Annotated in this window: 15 protein-coding genes; 4 read left to right on the top strand and 11 right to left on the bottom strand. The window is 67.5% G+C overall.

Annotated features, from left to right (window positions below):
• From NU688_RS19325 to NU688_RS19315, 3 genes are all read right to left on the bottom strand, one after another.
• On the bottom strand, nucleotides 1-631 hold a 631-nt coding region (locus NU688_RS19325), incomplete at its 3' end, for a carbohydrate ABC transporter permease (RefSeq protein ID WP_257862404.1).
• Nucleotides 632-781: 150 nt separating this feature from the next.
• Entirely contained in the window at nucleotides 782-2,092 is a 1,311-nt protein-coding gene (locus NU688_RS19320; protein WP_257862403.1) for a sugar ABC transporter substrate-binding protein, read from the bottom strand.
• A 189-nt stretch (nucleotides 2,093-2,281) separates the two neighbouring features.
• The gene (locus NU688_RS19315) at nucleotides 2,282-3,223 is read right to left on the bottom strand and encodes a LysR family transcriptional regulator (protein WP_257862402.1); all 942 of its coding nucleotides are present in this window, start codon (nucleotides 3,221-3,223) and stop codon (nucleotides 2,282-2,284) included.
• A gap of 92 nt (nucleotides 3,224-3,315) precedes the next feature.
• Here NU688_RS19315 and NU688_RS19310 point away from each other — a divergent pair, with 92 nt between their 5' ends.
• The gene (locus tag NU688_RS19310) at nucleotides 3,316-4,290 is read left to right on the top strand and encodes a tripartite tricarboxylate transporter substrate binding protein (RefSeq protein ID WP_257862401.1); all 975 of its coding nucleotides are present in this window, start codon (nucleotides 3,316-3,318) and stop codon (nucleotides 4,288-4,290) included.
• A gap of 37 nt (nucleotides 4,291-4,327) precedes the next feature.
• A complete protein-coding gene (locus NU688_RS19305) occupies nucleotides 4,328-5,392 on the top strand; it encodes a 4-hydroxythreonine-4-phosphate dehydrogenase PdxA (RefSeq protein WP_257862400.1) in 1,065 nt (354 codons plus the stop codon).
• 6 nt (nucleotides 5,393-5,398) lie between these two features.
• On the opposite strand, the gene pgi is transcribed toward NU688_RS19305, so the two are convergent.
• Together pgi and tal are read right to left on the bottom strand one after the other, a co-directional pair.
• Complete coding sequence (gene pgi / locus NU688_RS19300; protein ID WP_257862399.1) at nucleotides 5,399-6,967, bottom strand: glucose-6-phosphate isomerase; 1,569 nt, start codon at nucleotides 6,965-6,967, stop codon at nucleotides 5,399-5,401.
• Between the two features lie 2 nt (nucleotides 6,968-6,969).
• Nucleotides 6,970-7,926, bottom strand: a complete 957-nt coding sequence (gene tal / locus NU688_RS19295; RefSeq protein WP_257862398.1) for a transaldolase — start codon at nucleotides 7,924-7,926, stop codon at nucleotides 6,970-6,972.
• A 242-nt stretch (nucleotides 7,927-8,168) separates the two neighbouring features.
• Here tal and NU688_RS19290 point away from each other — a divergent pair, with 242 nt between their 5' ends.
• Nucleotides 8,169-8,843: a lipocalin family protein gene (locus tag NU688_RS19290; protein WP_257862397.1), complete on the top strand. Its 675-nt coding sequence runs from the start codon at nucleotides 8,169-8,171 to the stop codon at nucleotides 8,841-8,843.
• On the opposite strand, the gene NU688_RS19285 is transcribed toward NU688_RS19290, so the two are convergent.
• Both NU688_RS19285 and NU688_RS19280 read right to left on the bottom strand, forming a co-directional pair.
• On the bottom strand, nucleotides 8,789-9,451 hold the full coding sequence (locus NU688_RS19285; RefSeq protein WP_257862396.1) for an HAD family phosphatase: 663 nt from the start codon (nucleotides 9,449-9,451) through the stop codon (nucleotides 8,789-8,791). The two genes, NU688_RS19290 and NU688_RS19285, sit on opposite strands and share 55 nt — an antisense overlap.
• A gap of 31 nt (nucleotides 9,452-9,482) precedes the next feature.
• Nucleotides 9,483-10,493, bottom strand: coding sequence for an ABC transporter substrate-binding protein (locus NU688_RS19280; protein WP_257862395.1), 1,011 nt, complete (start codon nucleotides 10,491-10,493; stop codon nucleotides 9,483-9,485).
• Between the two features lie 334 nt (nucleotides 10,494-10,827).
• On the opposite strand from NU688_RS19280, the gene zwf reads away from it, so the two are divergent.
• Nucleotides 10,828-12,300 (top strand): glucose-6-phosphate dehydrogenase, encoded by a 1,473-nt coding sequence (zwf, locus tag NU688_RS19275; protein ID WP_257862394.1) that lies wholly within the window; start codon nucleotides 10,828-10,830, stop codon nucleotides 12,298-12,300.
• Between the two features lie 4 nt (nucleotides 12,301-12,304).
• On the opposite strand, the gene ygiD is transcribed toward zwf, so the two are convergent.
• The 4 genes from ygiD to NU688_RS19255 all read right to left on the bottom strand — a co-directional run bounded on the left by ygiD (nucleotide 12,305) and on the right by NU688_RS19255 (nucleotide 17,355).
• On the bottom strand, nucleotides 12,305-13,234 hold the full coding sequence (ygiD, locus tag NU688_RS19270; protein WP_257862393.1) for a 4,5-DOPA dioxygenase extradiol: 930 nt from the start codon (nucleotides 13,232-13,234) through the stop codon (nucleotides 12,305-12,307).
• A 70-nt stretch (nucleotides 13,235-13,304) separates the two neighbouring features.
• Nucleotides 13,305-15,254 (bottom strand): glycosyltransferase family A protein, encoded by a 1,950-nt coding sequence (locus NU688_RS19265; protein ID WP_257862392.1) that lies wholly within the window; start codon nucleotides 15,252-15,254, stop codon nucleotides 13,305-13,307.
• Nucleotides 15,251-16,288 carry an ABC transporter ATP-binding protein gene (locus tag NU688_RS19260; protein WP_257862391.1) on the bottom strand — a complete coding sequence of 346 codons (1,038 nt, stop codon included), beginning with the start codon at nucleotides 16,286-16,288 and terminating at the stop codon, nucleotides 15,251-15,253. Before NU688_RS19260 ends, NU688_RS19265 begins: the two co-directional genes overlap by 4 nt.
• Nucleotides 16,285-17,355 (bottom strand): ABC transporter ATP-binding protein, encoded by a 1,071-nt coding sequence (locus NU688_RS19255; protein ID WP_257862390.1) that lies wholly within the window; start codon nucleotides 17,353-17,355, stop codon nucleotides 16,285-16,287. The genes NU688_RS19260 and NU688_RS19255 overlap by 4 nt, the downstream gene beginning before the upstream one ends.
• Nucleotides 17,356-17,360 lie beyond the last annotated feature (5 nt).

Raw genomic sequence — 17,360 nt, 5'->3', positions numbered from 1 at the left:
CCACCGCCATCGGCCGGCCCAGGTGCGGGATGGTGAGATAGAAGAAGCGCTGGAGGGAACTCGCGCCGTCCATGCGCGCGGCTTCCATCTGCTCGCGGTCGAGCGACTGCAGCGAGGTGATGAAGATGAGGCAGGCGAAGGGCAGCCACTGCCAGGCCACCATGATGATCACCGAGAGCAGCGGCACATCGGTGAGCCAGTCGACGGGCGTGGCACCGAAGAAGCGCCACACGTCGGCCAGCACACCGTAGATGGGGTTCATCATCATGTGCTTCCACAGCAGCGCGTTGACTGCGGGCATGACGAAGAACGGCGAAATCAAAAGCACCCGCACGATGCCGCGGCCCGGGAAGGGCTCGTTCACCAGCAGCGCGAGCAGCACGCCGAACACCACGGTGATGACGATCACGCTGCCGATGAGCAGCAGCGTGTTCCACGTGGCGGGCCAGAAGTCCGGATCGGTGACGAAGTAGCGAAAGTTCTCGATGCCCGCGAACGTTCGTTCGCCGGGCTGCATGAGGTTGTAGTTCACGAAGGAGAAGTACAACGTCATCAACAGCGGCACGATCATCCAGAGGAAGAGCGTGAGCACGGCGGGCGCCATGAGGGCCCGGGGCAGGAGTCTTTTCATGAGGAGGTCCCTTCTTGTTGTCTCTGGCTCCTTCCCCCTTTTGGGGGAAGACGGGGATGGGGGCTCCCTGATCGACCACCACGGCGGTTTGATGCGCCGCGTGCCCCCACCCCTACCCTCCCCCGGAAGGGGAGGGAGTAAAGCCCGGGCTTACTTGTATTGGCCCGACTTCTTGATCTCGCGCTCGGCCAGCGTCTGCGAAGTCTTCAGCGCCTGGTCGACCGTGACCTTGCCCGACAGCGCCGCGCTCATCTGCTGGCCCACGCCGGTGCCAATCGCCTGGAACTCGGGAATGGCCGCGTACTGCACGCCGACGTAAGGCGACTTGGGCAGCGTGCTGTCGCTCAGGTTGGCGCTGTCGATGGCCTTCTTCTCGGCCGCGGCGAACTTGGCCACCTTCTGGAACTCGGGGTTCGCATAGGTCGACTTGCGCGTGCCGGTGGGCACAGTGCCCCAACCGTGTTCCTTGGCGACGAGGTTGACGTATTCCTTGGAGGTCGCCCACTTCACGAAGGTCTGCGCGGCAGCACCCTTGGTCGAGCTGGCGGGAATGGCCAGGTTCCAGGTCCACAGCCAGTTGGCGCCCTTGGGCGTCACGGCCACAGGAGCTTGAGCGAACGCGACCTTGTCGGCCACCTTCGACTGCTTCGGATCGCTGATGAAAGATGCAGCGATGGTCGCGTCCACCCACATGCCGCACTTGCCTTCGTTGAAGAGGGCCAGGTTCTCGTTGAAGCTGTTGGCCGAGGCGCCCGGCGGGCCATAGGCCTTCATCAGGTCGACATAGAAGGTGATCGCATCCTTCCACGGCTTGGTGTCGATCTGCGGCTTCCACTGCATGTCGAACCACTGGCCGCCGTTGGTGTTGACCAGCGTCGTGAGGAAGGCCATGTTGTCACCCCAGCCCGGCTTGCCGCGCAGGCACATGCCGTACACGCCCGCCTTCGGGTCGTGTATCTTGCCGGCCAGTTCCTTCACCTGTGCCCAGGTGGGCTGCTCGGGCATCTGGAAGCCGACCTTGTCGGCCAGGTCCTTGCGGTACATGAGCATCGAGCTCTCGCCGTAGAACGGCGCCGCGTAGAGCTTGCCTTCGTAGGAAAGACCGGCGCGGATGGCGGGCAGCAGGTCGTCCGCGTCATAGGCGGCGTCGGTGGCGATGGGCTGCAGCCAGCCCTTCTTGGACCAGATCGGCGCCTCGTACAGGCCGATGGTCATCACGTCGAACTGGCCGCCCTTGGTGGCGATGTCGGTGGTCACGCGCTGGCGCAGCGTGCCTTCTTCCAGCGTCACCCACTTGAGCTTGATGTCGGGGTTGGCCTTCTCGAAGAAGGGCGTGAGCTTCTGCATCTCGATCATGTGGCCGTTGTTCACGGTCGCGATCACGAGTTCGGTGGCGGCCTGGGACACGAGCCCCGTGCCGAGGAGTGCGAGGACGAGGCCCGCTTTCAGAAAACGCTTCATGTTGTCTCCTAGAGGTGAGCGACGCCCTCTTGTTGTCGGGTCGCCGTGGGGGGATTCTGGAGAAACTCAGTTGCGGTTTTGGTACTTCGACGGTTACCTCCAGTACTTTCATGCACTGGTTGGCTAGTGAATTCCCTAATTGGTGCAACACAGCATGGAAAACCGCAAGCCAAAGGCCTCAGGCGAACTTCAGGTACCGCCGCCCAGCAACTGGCGCCGGAACTGCGCGGCCGCCGGCGACAGCGCCCGGTCCTCGCGGGTGATGAGGCAGATGGGCGGCACGCGCACCGGCAGCTCTAGCGGCACCGTGCGCAGCACGCCCAGCCGCGCATAGTGGTTGGCCTGAGAGGCCGGCATCACGGCGGCCATGTCGGAGTTTTCGAGCAGGGCGGTGATGGCGATGGGCGATGCCGTTTCGATGATGTCGAGCCGCGTCTGGATGCCGGCCTCCCGCATCGCCGCCTCGAAGCGCCCGCGCTGCGGCGAACCCGGCGGCTGCAGCACCCAGGACCAGTTCGCCATGTCTGCCAGCGTGACGGTCGTGCGCTCGAACACCGGGTGCGCGGTGCGCACCACGACCACCATCGACTCGCCCAGCAGCGGCACGCTCGAATACTTTGCCTCGTCATGGCCGTCGGTGAGCCGGCCCAGCACGAGGTCGACGTCGCCCTGCTCCAGCTGCGCCTGCATCACATCGCTGGTCTCGACCACCACCGACACGGCCACCTGCGGATGGCGCCGGCGGTACTCGACCAGCGCCGGCGCCAGCAGCTCGGGCACCGCGCCCGGCACACTGCCCACGCGCAGCGCGCCGCTCAGGCCCGAGCGCAGTGCGAGCATTTCCTCGCGGGCGGTGCCGAAGTCGCTGAGTACGCGGCGGGCGTAGCGGATCAGGATCTCGCCGTAGGGCGTGGGCTCCATGCCGCGCGCGAGGCGCTCGAAGAGCTTTTCGCCGAGCGAGTCCTCCAGCTGCTGCAGCAGCTTGGTGGCGGCGGGCTGGCTGATGTTCATGGCTTCGGCCGCGCGCCCGAGGTGGCGGTGGGCGTCGAGCCGGGCCAGCAGCAGCAACTGGCGCGGCCGCACATGGAGCATCAGCGAGGCATCGGTCAGGCCCTGGGTCGCATCGGTCATGCACAAAAGTATATGAAGCTTCGGACTTTTACGATTGGATTGCGAGGGTGAAGCTCCGTAGGCTCGGGCCAAACAAAGCAGGAGACAACCCGATGAAGCTTTCCTCCCTGGCCCGCGCGGCCAGCATTTCCGTATTGACGTTGGCCGCGGCAACCACCGGCGCCCAGCCGAACTACCCCGACAAGCCCCTTCGCATCATGGTCGGCGCCTCCCCCGGCGGCGGCACCGACATCCTCGCGCGCGTGCTGGCCGACAAGTTCTCGCCGGTATTGAAGCAACCCGTGACGGTGGAGAACCGCCCCGGCGCCTCCAACACCATCGCCGGCGAGCTCACGGCGCGCGCGCCGGCCGACGGCGCCACGCTGCTGCTGGCCACCAACACCGCGCAGGCGGTGGCGCCGCACATCCTCAAGCTCAAGTACGACCCGCTGAAGGACCTGACGCCCATCGGCCTCGTCGCCGTCATGCCCAACGTGCTGGTGGTCTCGGCCAACTCGCCCTACAGGTCGGTGAAGGAACTCGTGGCCGCCATGGCCGCGAAGCCCGGCGGCTTCAAGTACGCATCCTCGGGCATCGGCAGCACGCAGCACGTGGGCGGCGAGGCCTTCAACCTGGCCACGGGCATGAAGTCGATCCACGTGCCCTACAAGGGCAGCTCGCAGGCGCACATCGACATCATCTCGGGCGAGGTCGACATGATGTTCGACAGCACCTCCTCGGCCATGGGCCAGATCAAGGCCGGCAAGTTCCGCGCGCTGGCGGTGAGCGCGCCCCAGCGCTCGCCCGAGCTGCCCGATGTGCCCACGCTCGCCGAGCAGGGCATCAAGGGCGCCGACGTGTCCACCTGGTACGGCCTCTACGTGACGGCCGGAACGCCCCGCCCCGCGGTCGACAGGCTGAACGCCGAACTCGTGCGCACGCTGAAGCTGGTCGACGTGCAGGCGCGCATCAAGGCGCTGGGCGGCGAGCCCGGCACGCTGACCGGCGACCCCTTCGCCGCGATGAACAAGCAGGAGTTCGACCACTACGGCCAGCTCGTGCGCGACGCCAACATCAAGGCCGAATGAGGCCGCCCTCCCCTCACTCACTTCAACCTCCAGACCCATGTCAACGCAAACGAAAACCCCGAGCGTGATCTCCGCCAAGCCCCGCATCGTCGTGCTGCTGGGCGACCCCAGCGGCGTTGGCCCCGAGATGGCCGTGAAGCTGCTCGCGCGCCAGCGCAACCTGGACGCCGCGCGCGTGCTGCTGATCGCCGACCCGGCCGTGCTGGCCGAGGGCGAGCGTGTGACCGGCGTGAAGCTCGATCCGCTGCAGGTCAACAGCCTGGACGAACTGCGCTTCGAGGACGGCCGGCTCAGCCTGTACTTGCGTGACTGGATGGAGGGCGAGGCGCCGGTGCTCGGCGAATCGAACGAGCGCTCGGGCCGGGCCTCGTTCGAGGCGCTCGAATACGCGACGGTGACGGTGCGGCGCGGCCAGGCCGATGCGATCGTCTTTGCGCCGCTCAACAAGCATTCGCTGCGCCTGGGCGGCCTCGTGCACGAGGACGAGCTGCGCTACATGCAGGAGTGCTTTGCGGTGACGGGCTTCGTCTGCGAGTTCAATCTCACCGGGTCGCTGTGGACCTCGCGCGTGACCTCGCACATTCCGCTCAAGGACGTGGCGAGCCACATCACGGTCGAGGGCGTGGGCGATGCGGTGAAGATCATCGCGCAGGCGCTGCACCGCGCGGGCGTGGCGCAGCCGCGCATCGCGGTGACGGGGCTCAACCCACACGCGGGCGACGGCGGCTCCATCGGCATGGAAGAGATCGAGATCATCGCGCCGGCCATCGAGAAGCTGCGCGCCGAAGGCTACGACGCGCGCGGCCCGTTCTCGCCGGACACGGTGTTCATCGGTGCGCGCCGCGGCGACGTGGATGCGGTGGTGTCGATGTACCACGACCAGGGCCAGATCGCGATGAAGCTCATGGGCTTCGAGCAGGGCGTGACGCTGCATGGCGGGCTGCCCGTGCCCGTGGCCACATCGGCCAGCGGCAGCGCCTTCGACATTGCCGGCAAGGGCATCGCGCAGATCGAAGGGCTGCAGCAGGCCTTCGACCTGTGCGTGCGGATGGCCAGCGGCGGCGCGCCCTTGAAGGCGCCCGCCGAAACCGCTGCGGCCTGAGGTTCCTCAGGAACTCAGGCGCTTGAGCAGGCCCGCCGTCGAGGCGTCGAGCCCCGTGACGTCGCCCGAGGCGAGGCGCGGCTCGATGTCCTTGGCGAGCACCTTGCCCAGCTCCACGCCCCACTGGTCGAAGCTGTTGATGCCCCACAGCGCGCCGCTGGTGAACACGCGGTGCTCGTACATCGCAAGGAAGGCGCCGAGCGCTTCGGGCGTGAGCTTCTCGAACACGAAGAAGCTGCTCGGCCGGTTGCCTGGAAAGTTCTTGTGGCCGCCGTCGTCCAGCTTGCCCACCATCAGCGCCTGCGCCTGCGCGAGCGCGTTGGCGAGCAGCTTGGGGTGGTGGCCTTCAAGGTCGTGCGCCGCATCGCGCACCGCCACGAACTCGAGTGGGATCACGTCCGTGCCCTGGTGCAGCATCTGGAAGTAGGCGTGCTGGCCGTTGGTGCCGGGCTCGCCCCAGAGCACGGGCGAGGTGCCGAACGCCACAGGCTTGCCGCTCGCATCGACCTGCTTGCCGTTGCTCTCCATCTCCAGCTGCTGCAGGTAGGCCGGCACGCGCTTCAGGGCGCTGTGGTACGGCGCGATGCTGCGGCTCGTGAACTTGTGGAAGTTGCGATACCAGACATCGAGCAGGCCCAGGCGCACCGGCAGGTTCTTCTCGAGCGGCGCGGTGCGGAAGTGCTCGTCCATCGCATGCGCGCCCGCGAGCAGCCGGCGGAAACCGTCGGCGCCGATGGCCAGCGCGATCGGCAGGCCGATGGCCGACCACAGCGAATAGCGGCCGCCCACCCAGTCCCAGAAACCGAAGGTGGTGGCGATGCCGAACTTGTTCGCGGCTTCGACATTCGTCGTGAGCGCGGCGAAGTGGCCGGCGATGTCGTTGCCGCCCGACTGCTCGTACCAGCGCTTGGCCGAGAGCGCGTTGGTCATCGTCTCGGTCGTGGTGAAGGTCTTGGAGGCGATCAGGAACAGCGTGTGTTCCGGGGCCAGGCCTTGCAGCACGCCGGCCAGCTCGTGGCCGTCGACGTTCGAGACGAAATGAAAGCGCTTGCCCGGCGCCGCGAACTCCGCGAGCGCCAGCACCGCCATCTGCGGGCCGAGGTCGGAGCCGCCGATGCCGATGTTGACCACGTCGGTGATCGTGTGGTCGCCGCGCACCTTCTCGGCATAGGCCAGCATCGCGGCTAGCGTCTCGTGCACTTCGCGCAGCTTGTCGGCCGTCTTGCCGACCTTCGCATCGGCGGGCGCGCGCAGCAGCGTGTGCAGCACGGCGCGGTCTTCGGTGTTGTTGATGTGCTCGCCCGCGAACATCGCGTCGCGGTGTGCTTCGAGGCCGCATTCGCGGGCCAGCGTGAGCAGCAGTTCTTCGGTGCGCACGTCGATCAGGTTCTTGGACAGGTCGGCGAACACATACGGCGCCTCCTGGCTGAAGCGCTCGAAGCGCACCGCGTCGTCCACGAAGGCATGGCGCACGTCGAACTGGCGGCCCGCCGTCTCGAAGTACGACTGCAGTTGCGCCCAGGCCGGCGCACGGTCGCAGCGTTGGGTCACGTGGGTCCCGTGGGTCTCGGCCATGTTTACTTGCCGCTTTCCTGCATGAGCTTCTCGAGCTTCACGGCGTCGGCCGCGAAGGCGCGGATGCCTTCGGCGAGCTTCTCGGTGGCCATCGCGTCTTCGTTGAGCGCGAAGCGGAAACCAGCTTCGTCGTAGCTCACCTTCTTCGCGTCGCCCTTGGCTGCAGCCTTGGCGTCGAGCGTGTGTTCCAGCGGCTCGTTGCTCGCTGCCAGCTCGGCCAGCAGCTCGGGGCTGATGGTCAGCAGGTCGCAGCCGGCCAGCGCCTGGATCTGCCCCACATTGCGGAAGCTCGCGCCCATGACCTCGGTCTTGATGCCGTGCTGCTTGTAGTAATCGAAGATTTCGCGCACCGACTTCACGCCCGGATCGTTGGCGCCCGCGCTGGCCGCTTCGTCCCACTTGGCGCCGGCCGACTTCTTGTACCAGTCGTAGATGCGGCCCACGAAGGGCGAGATCAGCTGCACCTTCGCGGCGCCGCAGGCCACGGCCTGCGCGAACGAGAACAGCAGCGTGAGGTTGGTGCGGATGCCCTTGAGCTCGAGCTGGCGCGCGGCCTCGATGCCTTCCCAGGTCGAGGCGACCTTGATCAGCAGGCGCTTCTCGGTGTCGATGCCCTCGGCCTTGTAGAGCGCCACGATGCGCTCGCCGCGGGCGATGGTGGCGGCGGTGTCGAACGAGAGGCGCGCATCGACTTCGGTGGAGACGCGGCCCGGAATGATCTGGAGGATTTCGGTGCCGAAATTGACCAGCAGGCGGTCGATGACTTCGTCGAGTGGCTTGCCCGCGTGCTTCTTCACGGTCTCGTCGAGCAGGGGGCGGTATTCGGGCTTCTGAACGGCCTTGAGGATCAGCGACGGGTTGGTGGTCGCGTCCTGCGGCTTGGAAACGCTGAGCTGCTTGAAGTCACCGGTGTCGGCGACGACGGTGGTCCACTGGCGGAGGGCATCGAGTTGGTTCATGAAATCATTATCCTGTGCGGGTTGTGACAAGTCCTGCACGCAGTTGCGCGTCGGCCGATGTTTTCATGCGCACCGTAGCACGGGTTTTCGCGTGGTTCCATCGGCCTGCTGCCCGCAGGGTTGTCGGCCGCCCCGCCCTACAGGGGCTGTGGTCCGTGACTGACGGCACACGGCCATCGGCCAGGGCTACCCTGAACGTTACGAGCGATTTACGCCGAACGTCTTACCTTCAGGAGTGCCCCATGTCCCCTCACCAACGACGCCCAGCCGCAGCCCCTGCCGGCCCCGCTTTCGACGACCGCCGCACCAGCCAGGCGATCGGCGCGATGGCCACGGCTTTCGTCGTGGGCGGCGTCGCGACCTGGCTCGCATTGGGTGCGGCGCGCAATGCCCGCGTGCGGCCGGCCGGCCCGGCCGATGGCGCACCGCTGATGCGCGCGCCGCTGCAAGTGGTGGCACCCGTCGACCTGCAGCGCTATGCCGGCATCTGGCACGAACAGGCCCGCCTGCCCAACCGCTTTCAGAAAACCTGTTCAGGCCCCGTCACAGCCGAATACACGCCGCAGCCCGACGGCGCGGTGCAGGTGCTCAACCGCTGTGTGCGGGCCGACGGCAATTTCAACGAGGCCATCGGCACGGCGCGCGTGGTGCCCGTGGCCGGCCAGCCCGGCGCGGGCCGCCTCGAAGTGCGCTTTGCGCCGGCCTGGCTCGGCTGGCTCCCGATGGTGTGGGCGGACTACTGGATCCTGAAGCTCGACCGCGACTACCAGGTCGCGCTGGTCGGCACGCCCGACCGCGAATACCTCTGGGTGCTGTCGCGCGCGCCGCGGCTGGACGACGCGGCGCTGCAGGTCGAGCTGGACTACGCGCGCAGCCTGGGCTTTGACGCCGACAAGGTCGTGTTGACCGGCAGATAGCGCGAGAGCTGCGCCGGCAGCATGTCCGGCGCGGTGCAGTGGATCGCCTGCCAGCCGAAGGCGCGTGCCGCCTCGACGTTGGGGGCCGAGTCGTCGATGAACACCGTCTCCGCCGGGTCGAGCGCGTAGCGCACCGCCAGCACTTCGAAAATTTCACGATCCGGTTTGATGAACTTCACATCGCCCGAAAACACCCCGCCGTCGAAACGCCGCATGAACGCGTGCCGACGCTCGAGCGCGCGCGCATACGGCGCCGGCATGTTCGAGAGGTAATAGAGCCGCAGCGGCTGCCCCGCTTCGCGGTGAGCGAACAGTTGCTCGAGCATGTCGACCGTGACTTCGATGGCTTCGAGGCGCTCGCCCAGGTTGCCGAGCATGGCATCGAGCCGGTCCGCCGGCAGCGACAGCCGCGCCGCCATGCGGGCGATGGCATCGTCCAGCGTGCGGGTGCCGCAGTCGAAACTGGTCCAGTCGTCGTGGTGGAACATCGCCCGGCCCAGCGCCGCGGCGGCGGCTTCAGTGGGCGCGTGAGGCGCGAGATGGGCCTGTACCAGCCGTGTGGGCTCCCATGCGAGCAGCACGGCGCCAAGATCGAAAACCACGTTCATGGCGCCATTGTTTCATGCGACAGAAACCCTGCTACCTGGGCAGCGAGTTGACGTCCTTTTCCCAGCGCGCGATCAGGCGCTGGCGTTCGGTGCTGGCACCGTACCTGGCGTAGTCGCAGTCGATGAACTTGGTCTTCTTGAAAACGGGGATGCGCGCGTCGAGCCTGGCGCCCGCATTGCTCGGCAGTTGGAACTGCCTGTTGGCGGCGCCCAGTTCCTGCGCGGCGGGCGTGAGCGCCCATTCGTAGAACTTCCTGGCGGCGTCGAGGTTGCGCGCGCCCTTGATGATGCTCATGGCGCCGATCTCGGCGCCGGTGCCGTCGCTCGGCGTGAGGGTCTCGACCGGGAAGCCCTGCATCTTCTCGCCCGGGCCGTCATGCACGAAGCTGATGGAGATCGCGGTTTCGCCGCGCGCCACCGCCTTGATCGGGCCGGTGCCCGAGCGGGTGTACTGGCCCACATTCCTGTGCAGCGCCTTGAGGTAGTCGAAAGCCTTGTCTTCGCCCATCAGTTGCACCAGCGTGGCGATCATTGTGTAGGCCGTGCCGCTCGATGCAGGGTTGGCCACCTGGATGTCGCCCTTGTACTGGGGCTTGAGCAGGTCGGCCCAGGTCTTGGGCACGGGCAGCTTCTTCCTGGCGAGCAGCTCGGGGTTGTAGCCGAAGCCCAGCGGCCCCGAATAGATGCCCACGGTCTTGTAGCCCGACTGCCTGGCCTGCTGCTGGGCCCAGGGATGCAACTGCGCCAGCGTGGGCGACCTGTATTCGAGCGTGAGGCCCTGCTCGGCGGCCTGCAGGTGCGGTTCGCCCGTGCCGCCGAACCAGACATCGGTCTTGGGGTTGTCCTTCTCGGCGATCAACTGGGCCAGCGCCTCATCCGAGCCCTTGAGCGCCATGTTGATGCGAACACCCGTGGCGCGGGCATAGACGGTGGCGATCGCGCCACACCATTCAGCCTGCACGGAGCAGATCACGTTCACGGTCTGCGCCGATGCGGCGGTCGACAGCCCCAGCAGCGCCGCCACGCAGAAAAGCCTCTTCATCTTGTATTTCCCTGACTCGCTCACAAAAAAAGGCCCTGCGGCCGGAGGGCAGCGTAGCTTTAGTACCAGTCCCGGGAATCGGTACAAGTACCATCGCGACTGGCGTCCCGCCAAGCCCGGGCGCCTCCAGGCGCATGGCCTGCTCGGCATTCAGAAGGTGTGAATGAATTCGGCGTGTCCGAGCAGCCCGCCCAGGCGCGCCCGATCAAGGCGCAAAGCGCAGCCATAGCTCGGGCTATGGCGAGCATTTGCAACGCCGAGCGGGGGCGCCTGGGTGGGATGAGCGGGCACGGCGGATTCGTTCACACCTTCTCAGACAAAGGAAAGTTTTCTCATGAGCTTCGATCTCGTTCTGTTCGGCGGTACTGGCGATCTCGCGTGGCGCAAACTCATGCCCGCGCTGTTCCAGGCCTTCCGGCACGGCAGCCTCCCGCAGGACGGACGCATCGTCGGCGTGGCACGGGACGACCTGTCGGACGACCAGTACCGCGAGTTGATCCAGTCGCGCTTCAGCGCGGTCGAAGGGGCCAAGCGCCCCTCTCCGGAAGAGTTCAAGAAGTTCGCGTCGATGCTGCATTACCTGCGCATGGACCTCTCGAAGCCCGACGACTACGCGAAGCTCGCCGACCTGCTCAAGCAGCGCGACGCCTCCACGGTCGTGATGTACGTGGCCACGGCGCCCGCCCTCTTCACCCAGGTGGTCGAACAGATCGCAGCGGCCGGCCTCAACGGCCCCAAGACCCGCATCGTGCTCGAGAAGCCTCTCGGCCACGACCTCGCATCGAACCGCGCCATCAACGCGGCCGTGGGCAAGGTGCTGGAAGAAAAGCAGGTCTTCCGCATCGACCACTATCTGGGCAAGCCCTCGGTGCAGAACCTGTTCGCGATGCGCTTCGGCAACGCGCTCTTCGAGCCCATCTGGCGCCGCGAGCACATCGCCAACATCCAGATCACGATCGCCGAAGACCTGGGCGTGGAGAAGCGCGGCGCCTTCTACGACCAGACCGGCGCGCTGCGCGACATGGTGCAGAACCATGCGCTGCAGCTGCTGTGCGCGATCGGCATGGAGCCGCCGATCAACTCGCACGCCGACGCGATCCGCGACGAAAAACTCAAGGTGCTGCGCGCCCTCAAGCCCTGGACGCCCGAGAGCCTGAGCCTGCACGCGATCCGCGGCCAGTACACCGCCGGCACCGCCTACGGCGAGCGGGTGCAGGGCTACCGCGACGAGCCCGGCGTCGACCCCGACAGCCGCACCGAGACCTTCGTCGCGCTGCGCACCGAAATCGCCAACTGGCGCTGGGCCGGCGTGCCGTTCTACATCCGCACCGGCAAGCGCCTGGCGTCGCGCGATGCGCGCATCGAGGTCAACTTCCGCCCGACGCCGCATGCGATCTACCGCGCGCCGACAGGCAACGTCAACAAGCTGGTGATCAACCTGCAACCCAAGGACGGCCTGGAGCTGCACATGCTCGCGCAGGCCCAGGACAACCGCCAGCGCACCAACGGCAACCAGAGCGCCGCCGCGCAACTGGCACCTGTTCAGCTCGACCTCGACTTCGACAAGCGCTTCGGCGCCGAGCGCGTGGGCGCCTACGAGCGCCTGCTGCTCGACGTGATCGACGGGCGCCTGAACCTGTTCGTGCGCAGCGACGAGCAGGAAGAAGCATGGCGCTGGGTGGAGCCGCTGATCGACAGCTGGGAATCGGATGGCGGACCGCGCCCCTACGCGGCCGGCACCTGGGGCCCGAGCGCATCGAGCGCGATGATCGCGCGCGACGGCTTTGCGTGGGGCGAAGAGCAGTAAGCGTTCAGCCGAACTGCACGCAGCGCATGCTGAGCGTGCCGGACTGGAACCCTTCGTAGACCGTCTTCGCGCGCTCGCCCTCTCCGGCAGCGCCGAGGGCGTAGAGGAAGGGGAAGTAGTGATCGGGCGTCGCGACTGCGGTCGATGCGCCCTCCAGCTTTTCATAGCCAATCAGCGCGCGGTCATCACGACCTGCGAGCGCCGACTTCACCGCATCGTCGAAGGACTGCGCCCACGGGCGGCTCGCCTTCGGCCCATCGACGGTGCCGCGGTCGGTGGCGCGCAGGTTGTGCACGACGTTGCCGCTGCCCATCACCAGCACGCCCTTGTCGCGCAGCGCGGCCAGATCGCGCCCCACTGCGTAATGAAAGGCCGCCGGCTTGTCGTAGTCGATGCTGAGCTGGAAGACGGGGACATCGGCCTTCGGATAGAGGTGCTTGAGCACCGACCAGGTTCCATGGTCCAGGCCCCATTGCTCGGTGGCGATCACCGGCGCCTGCTTCACCACGCCGACAGTTTCGCGGGCCAGCGCCGGATGCCCGGGCGCGGGGTAGTCGACGTCGAACAGCGCCTGCGGAAAGCCGCCGAAGTCGTGGATCGTCTTCGGCTTCGCCTGCATGCCGACACCGGTCGCGCCGCGGCTCAGCCAGTGCGCCGACACGCTGAGGATGGCCGTGGGCGGCGGCAGCTCCCTCCCCCATGCGTTCAAGCGGCGCGTGAATGCGTTGTCGGCGATGGCGTTCATCGGCGTGCCGTGGCCGATGAAGATGACCGGCATCCGCCGCGAGGGAGCACCGGCGGCCGCATGCGACAGCGTCGCGAGCGATGCCAATGCCGCGGCGGCGCCAACCGCCGACCCCATGAGGAAGCCGCGGCGCCCGGGTGCGGGCGTCATCGGCTCGGGCCGGAGGGAGAAGATCGTCTTGCTTGCCATGGTCTCTTCGAAGTCTGCCGCGCCACTTTGCAGCGGCTGCAACATCCAGGCTGTGCGTTTACGCACACGTTCAGGAAGTGCCGCCCGGCTCGAAGCTGTAGATGCGCTCGCCCAGCGGGGCCAGGAAGTCGCGCAGCAAGGGCTCTGCCATCAGCCCGCGGATGTAGCCCGGCGCGAGACGGGCGTTCTGTGCGTACACGTCGAGCACACGCAGGCATTCGCCGCGCAGCACGGTAGCGACGTGCGGGTCGTCGTGGCTTTCGCAGGCGGTGGCCATGTCGCGCAGCAGGACTGTGGCGTCCGATGCATCAGGCGCCCATTCCTGCCCGTAGAGCCGCGCGAGCCGCCGGGCATCGCTCGACGGCAGGTCTGGAAAGACCAGAGGCAGCAGGCGCTCGCGCACATGGGCGAGCGCGATCACGTCAGCGGCTGTCGGGTGGGCTGGAACCTGGGCCTTCGGGCGGCCGAGCAACGCCACATTCAGGTTGGCCAGCAAGGCGCCGTCGCGCACCAGTTCCAGCAGCAGCCCCATCCAGGCGAAGTCGCCGAGCGTGGCGTCGAATCCGAGGCCGCGTTGCCGGATGCGGGGAAACGCCAGCATCAGGCTGCCCATCGGCATGGGCTGCTGGTCGGACGGCATGTGGACCAGCATCCCGGCCAGGATCTGCGGGTGCATCTCCGGTAGAAGCCCGGACGGACTGCAGGCGCCGACGGCGCCGACGGCCGGCGACGCCTGCAGGAAAGCAGATTGCACCTGCAGGCGGTTCGGCTCGCTCGGCGCGCCCGGCGACCACAGGGCCAGTGCATCGCCCTCTGCGTGCGAGAGACCCCATTGCGCCGCAGCCGCCCAACCCATCGGCGCAGGAGTCTGGAGCAACAGCAGTCCGGAAAGACGCGGATCGGCCCGCATCCGGTCGCGGATCAGCGCCGCCGTGCCATCGGTCGATGCGTCGTCCACCACGATGATCCGATGCGGGGTCAGCGTCTGTGCCGCCATCGAGGCGAGTGCCTCGACCACGTTGGCTTCGTCGTTCCGCGTGACCATCAGCACCGACACCGCGGCCCCGGAGCCGGCCGTCACGGCCTGACTGCCGATCAGGCGCTGACGGGTCGCGGCGAGATAACGGCGCAGCGCCTCGGCCAGCACGTCCTGCTGCGGCGGCAGGCGCATCAGCGCCAGGGGCCCTGCCTTTTCGAGCGCACGCCGCCGCGGGGCATCGGCCACCAGGGCGCGCACCCGCTCCACGAGCTCATCTTTCGTGCAACCTTCCACCGCATCGCGCAGCGCCGCCGGGATCTCGGAATGGGGGTACAGCTCGGACACCACCGCCTTGCGGTTGCGCAGCAGGATGGACAGGCGCGGCACTTCCGCCGTGGCGGTGCGGTCGGCCTTGCGCATGTTCAGGCCGACCTTGGCGCGCGGCAGCAGCGCATCGCGCTGCGCGGGCGTCCATGCCGTGCCGATGGGATAGGCCACCCGCAGCCCGCCGGCTTCCAGCGCGCGCAGCACCTCGAGACGCCGGGGCATGGTCTCGCCGAAGAAGATGACGTCGATGTCCTGCGCTTCGTCGGGCAGCACCTGGTCTTGCGGCATCACGGGCGTCGCTTGCGGCTCGAAGGTCAGCGGCACGTAGTCGGACCTGAGGATGCCCAGGGCCTGGTGGTGCATCAGGTTCTCGAGGCTGTACTCCCACACCCAGGCTCGCTGGAGCAGGCGGCGATAGCCGGGCATTTCCGCCAGCAGCTCAGGCAGCGCCGGCTCGAAGTTGACGACGATGGCGTTGGGCGGCAAGTCCTCGTCAGAGGGCAGGCCCAGGCCCATCGCGAAGAAAAAGAGATTGATGTCGGCGTTGTCGACGCTCGGTGTGGCTTCGATGGAAGTTGCATAGCCGAGCCGCTCGCAGGCGATGCGGAAACTCTCCATCACCTCGGCAACGTTCTCGTTGCCGAGCGAGCAGAAGCGCAGGTGCGGCCGGTAAGGAAAACCCACCGGCCATTCGACCGGACCGCCCGCCGTCACAGCCGTCCTTCCTCCACCGCGTGGCAGGCCACCTGCACGCCCTTGATGCCCAGCAGCTTCGGCCGCTCCGCGGAGCAGCGCGCATTCGCATGCGGACAGCGCGGATGAAACGCGCACCCCGTCGGCGGGTTCAGCGGATTCGGCACCTCGCCCTGCACCGGCGTGCGCTGGCGCCCCGTGTGCTTCATCTGCGGGATCGCGTCCAGCAGCATGCGGGTGTATGGATGCTGCGGCTCGGCGAAGAGCTTCTGCTTGTCCGCCACCTCGACCAGCCGGCCCAGGTACATCACGCCGACCTGGTCGGCCACATGGCGCACCACCGCGAGGTTGTGCGAGATGAAGAGGTAGGTCAGGCCCTGCTCGCGCTGCAGGTCCTTCATGATGTTGAGCACCTGCGCCTGCACGCTCACGTCGAGCGCGGAGGTGGGTTCGTCGCACACCAGGAACTCGGGCTGCGTGGCGAGCGCGCGGGCGATCGAGATGCGCTGGCGCTGGCCACCCGAGAACTGGTGCGGATACTTGCTCATATCCAGCGGCGAGAGGCCGACCGACTTGAGCAGTTCGCCCACGCGCTCGCGCAGTTCGGCCTTGCCGCTCAGGATGCCGTGCTCGCGCAGCGGCTCGCCGATGATGTCTTCCACGATCCAGCGCGGGTTCAGGCTCGCATACGGATCCTGGAAGATCATCTGGATGCGGCGGCGCAGCTTCCGGCCTTCGGGGGTCTTGAACGCGGCATGCGCGTCCTGCCCATCGAACTGCAGGCCGCCGCGCGTGGGCGCATAGAGGCCGACCAGGAGGCGCGCGACGGTGCTCTTGCCGCAGCCCGATTCGCCGACCAGCGCGAGCGTCTTGCCGCGCTCGATGGAGAAGCTCACGCCGTCCACCGCATGCAGCAGCACGCGCGGCTTGCGTTCGAGCACGCGGTTGAGCCAGGGCGGCGAGACGTCAAAGGTGCGTGCCAGGTCGTGCGCGACCACGAGCGGCTCGGCCGTCGCGGTGGCGTTGTCCTTGCGGGGCTCGATCACGGCGCTCATCGCGTCACCTCCGCGATGGGCTCGGCCGCTTCGGGCGTGGCGCGTTCGCCGGCCGCGAGCGCGTCGTGGTGTTTCGCCGCGATCTCGGTCTGGCCGAGGTGCGGGTCGGCCGCGTCGTGCAGCCAGCACGCGGCGCGCGTGGCTCCCGCGTGCAGCAACTCGGGCCGCTCGGTGAGGCAGCGCGCAAAGGTTCGCGGGCAACGCGGGTTGTAGGCACAGCCCGCCGGAATGGCGTTGAGCCGCGGCATTGCGCCGTCGATCTGGTTGAGCCGCTCGCGGTCGCTCGCCATGTCGGGAATCGACGCCATCAGGCCCGAGGTGTAGGGATGCGAAGGCTGGTGGATCACTTCATGCACCGGGCCGATCTCGGCGATGCGGCCGGCATACATCACGGCCACGCGGTCGCAGGTCTCGGCGATCACGCCCATGTCGTGCGTGATGAGCATCACGGCCGCGCCGCGGTCCTTGCAGATGCGCTTGAGCAACTGAATGATCTGCGCCTGGATCGACACGTCCAGCGCGGTGGTCGGCTCGTCGGCCACGATGAGCTTGGGCTCGGCCGCGAGCGCGAGCGCGATCACCACGCGCTGGCGCATGCCGCCCGAGAACTGGTGCGGGAAGTGATCGATGCGTTGCTCGGCCGCGGGAATGCCGGTGTCTTGCAGCAAGCCGATGGCGCGCTTGCGGGCTTCGGATTCGGTCACGGGCAGGTGCGCGCGGATGGTCTCGATCAACTGCCGGCCCACGGTGTAGAGCGGGTTCAACGAGGTCAGTGGGTCCTGGAAGATCGCGCCGATCTTGCGACCGCGGATGGGGCGCATCGCATCGAAACTCAGGTTGTCGATGCGCTGGCCCTCCAGCAGGATCTGCCCGCTGGCCACGCGGCCCGGCGGTTCGAGCAGGCCGATGATGGCGGCACCCGTGAGCGACTTGCCGGCACCCGACTCACCCACCACGCCGAGGATTTCGCCCGGCGCGATGTCGAAGGAAATGCGGTCGATCGCACGCAGCGTGCCGCGGCGATGCGGAAACTCGACGACAAGGTCTTGGACCTGGAGCAGCGTCATGGTGG

This window comes from Variovorax sp. ZS18.2.2, from assembly GCF_024701975.1.
Lineage (GTDB): Bacteria > Pseudomonadota > Gammaproteobacteria > Burkholderiales > Burkholderiaceae_C > Variovorax.
The sequence above is the reverse complement of the archived record's forward strand: the minus strand, read 5'-3'. Positions and strand labels throughout refer to the sequence as shown.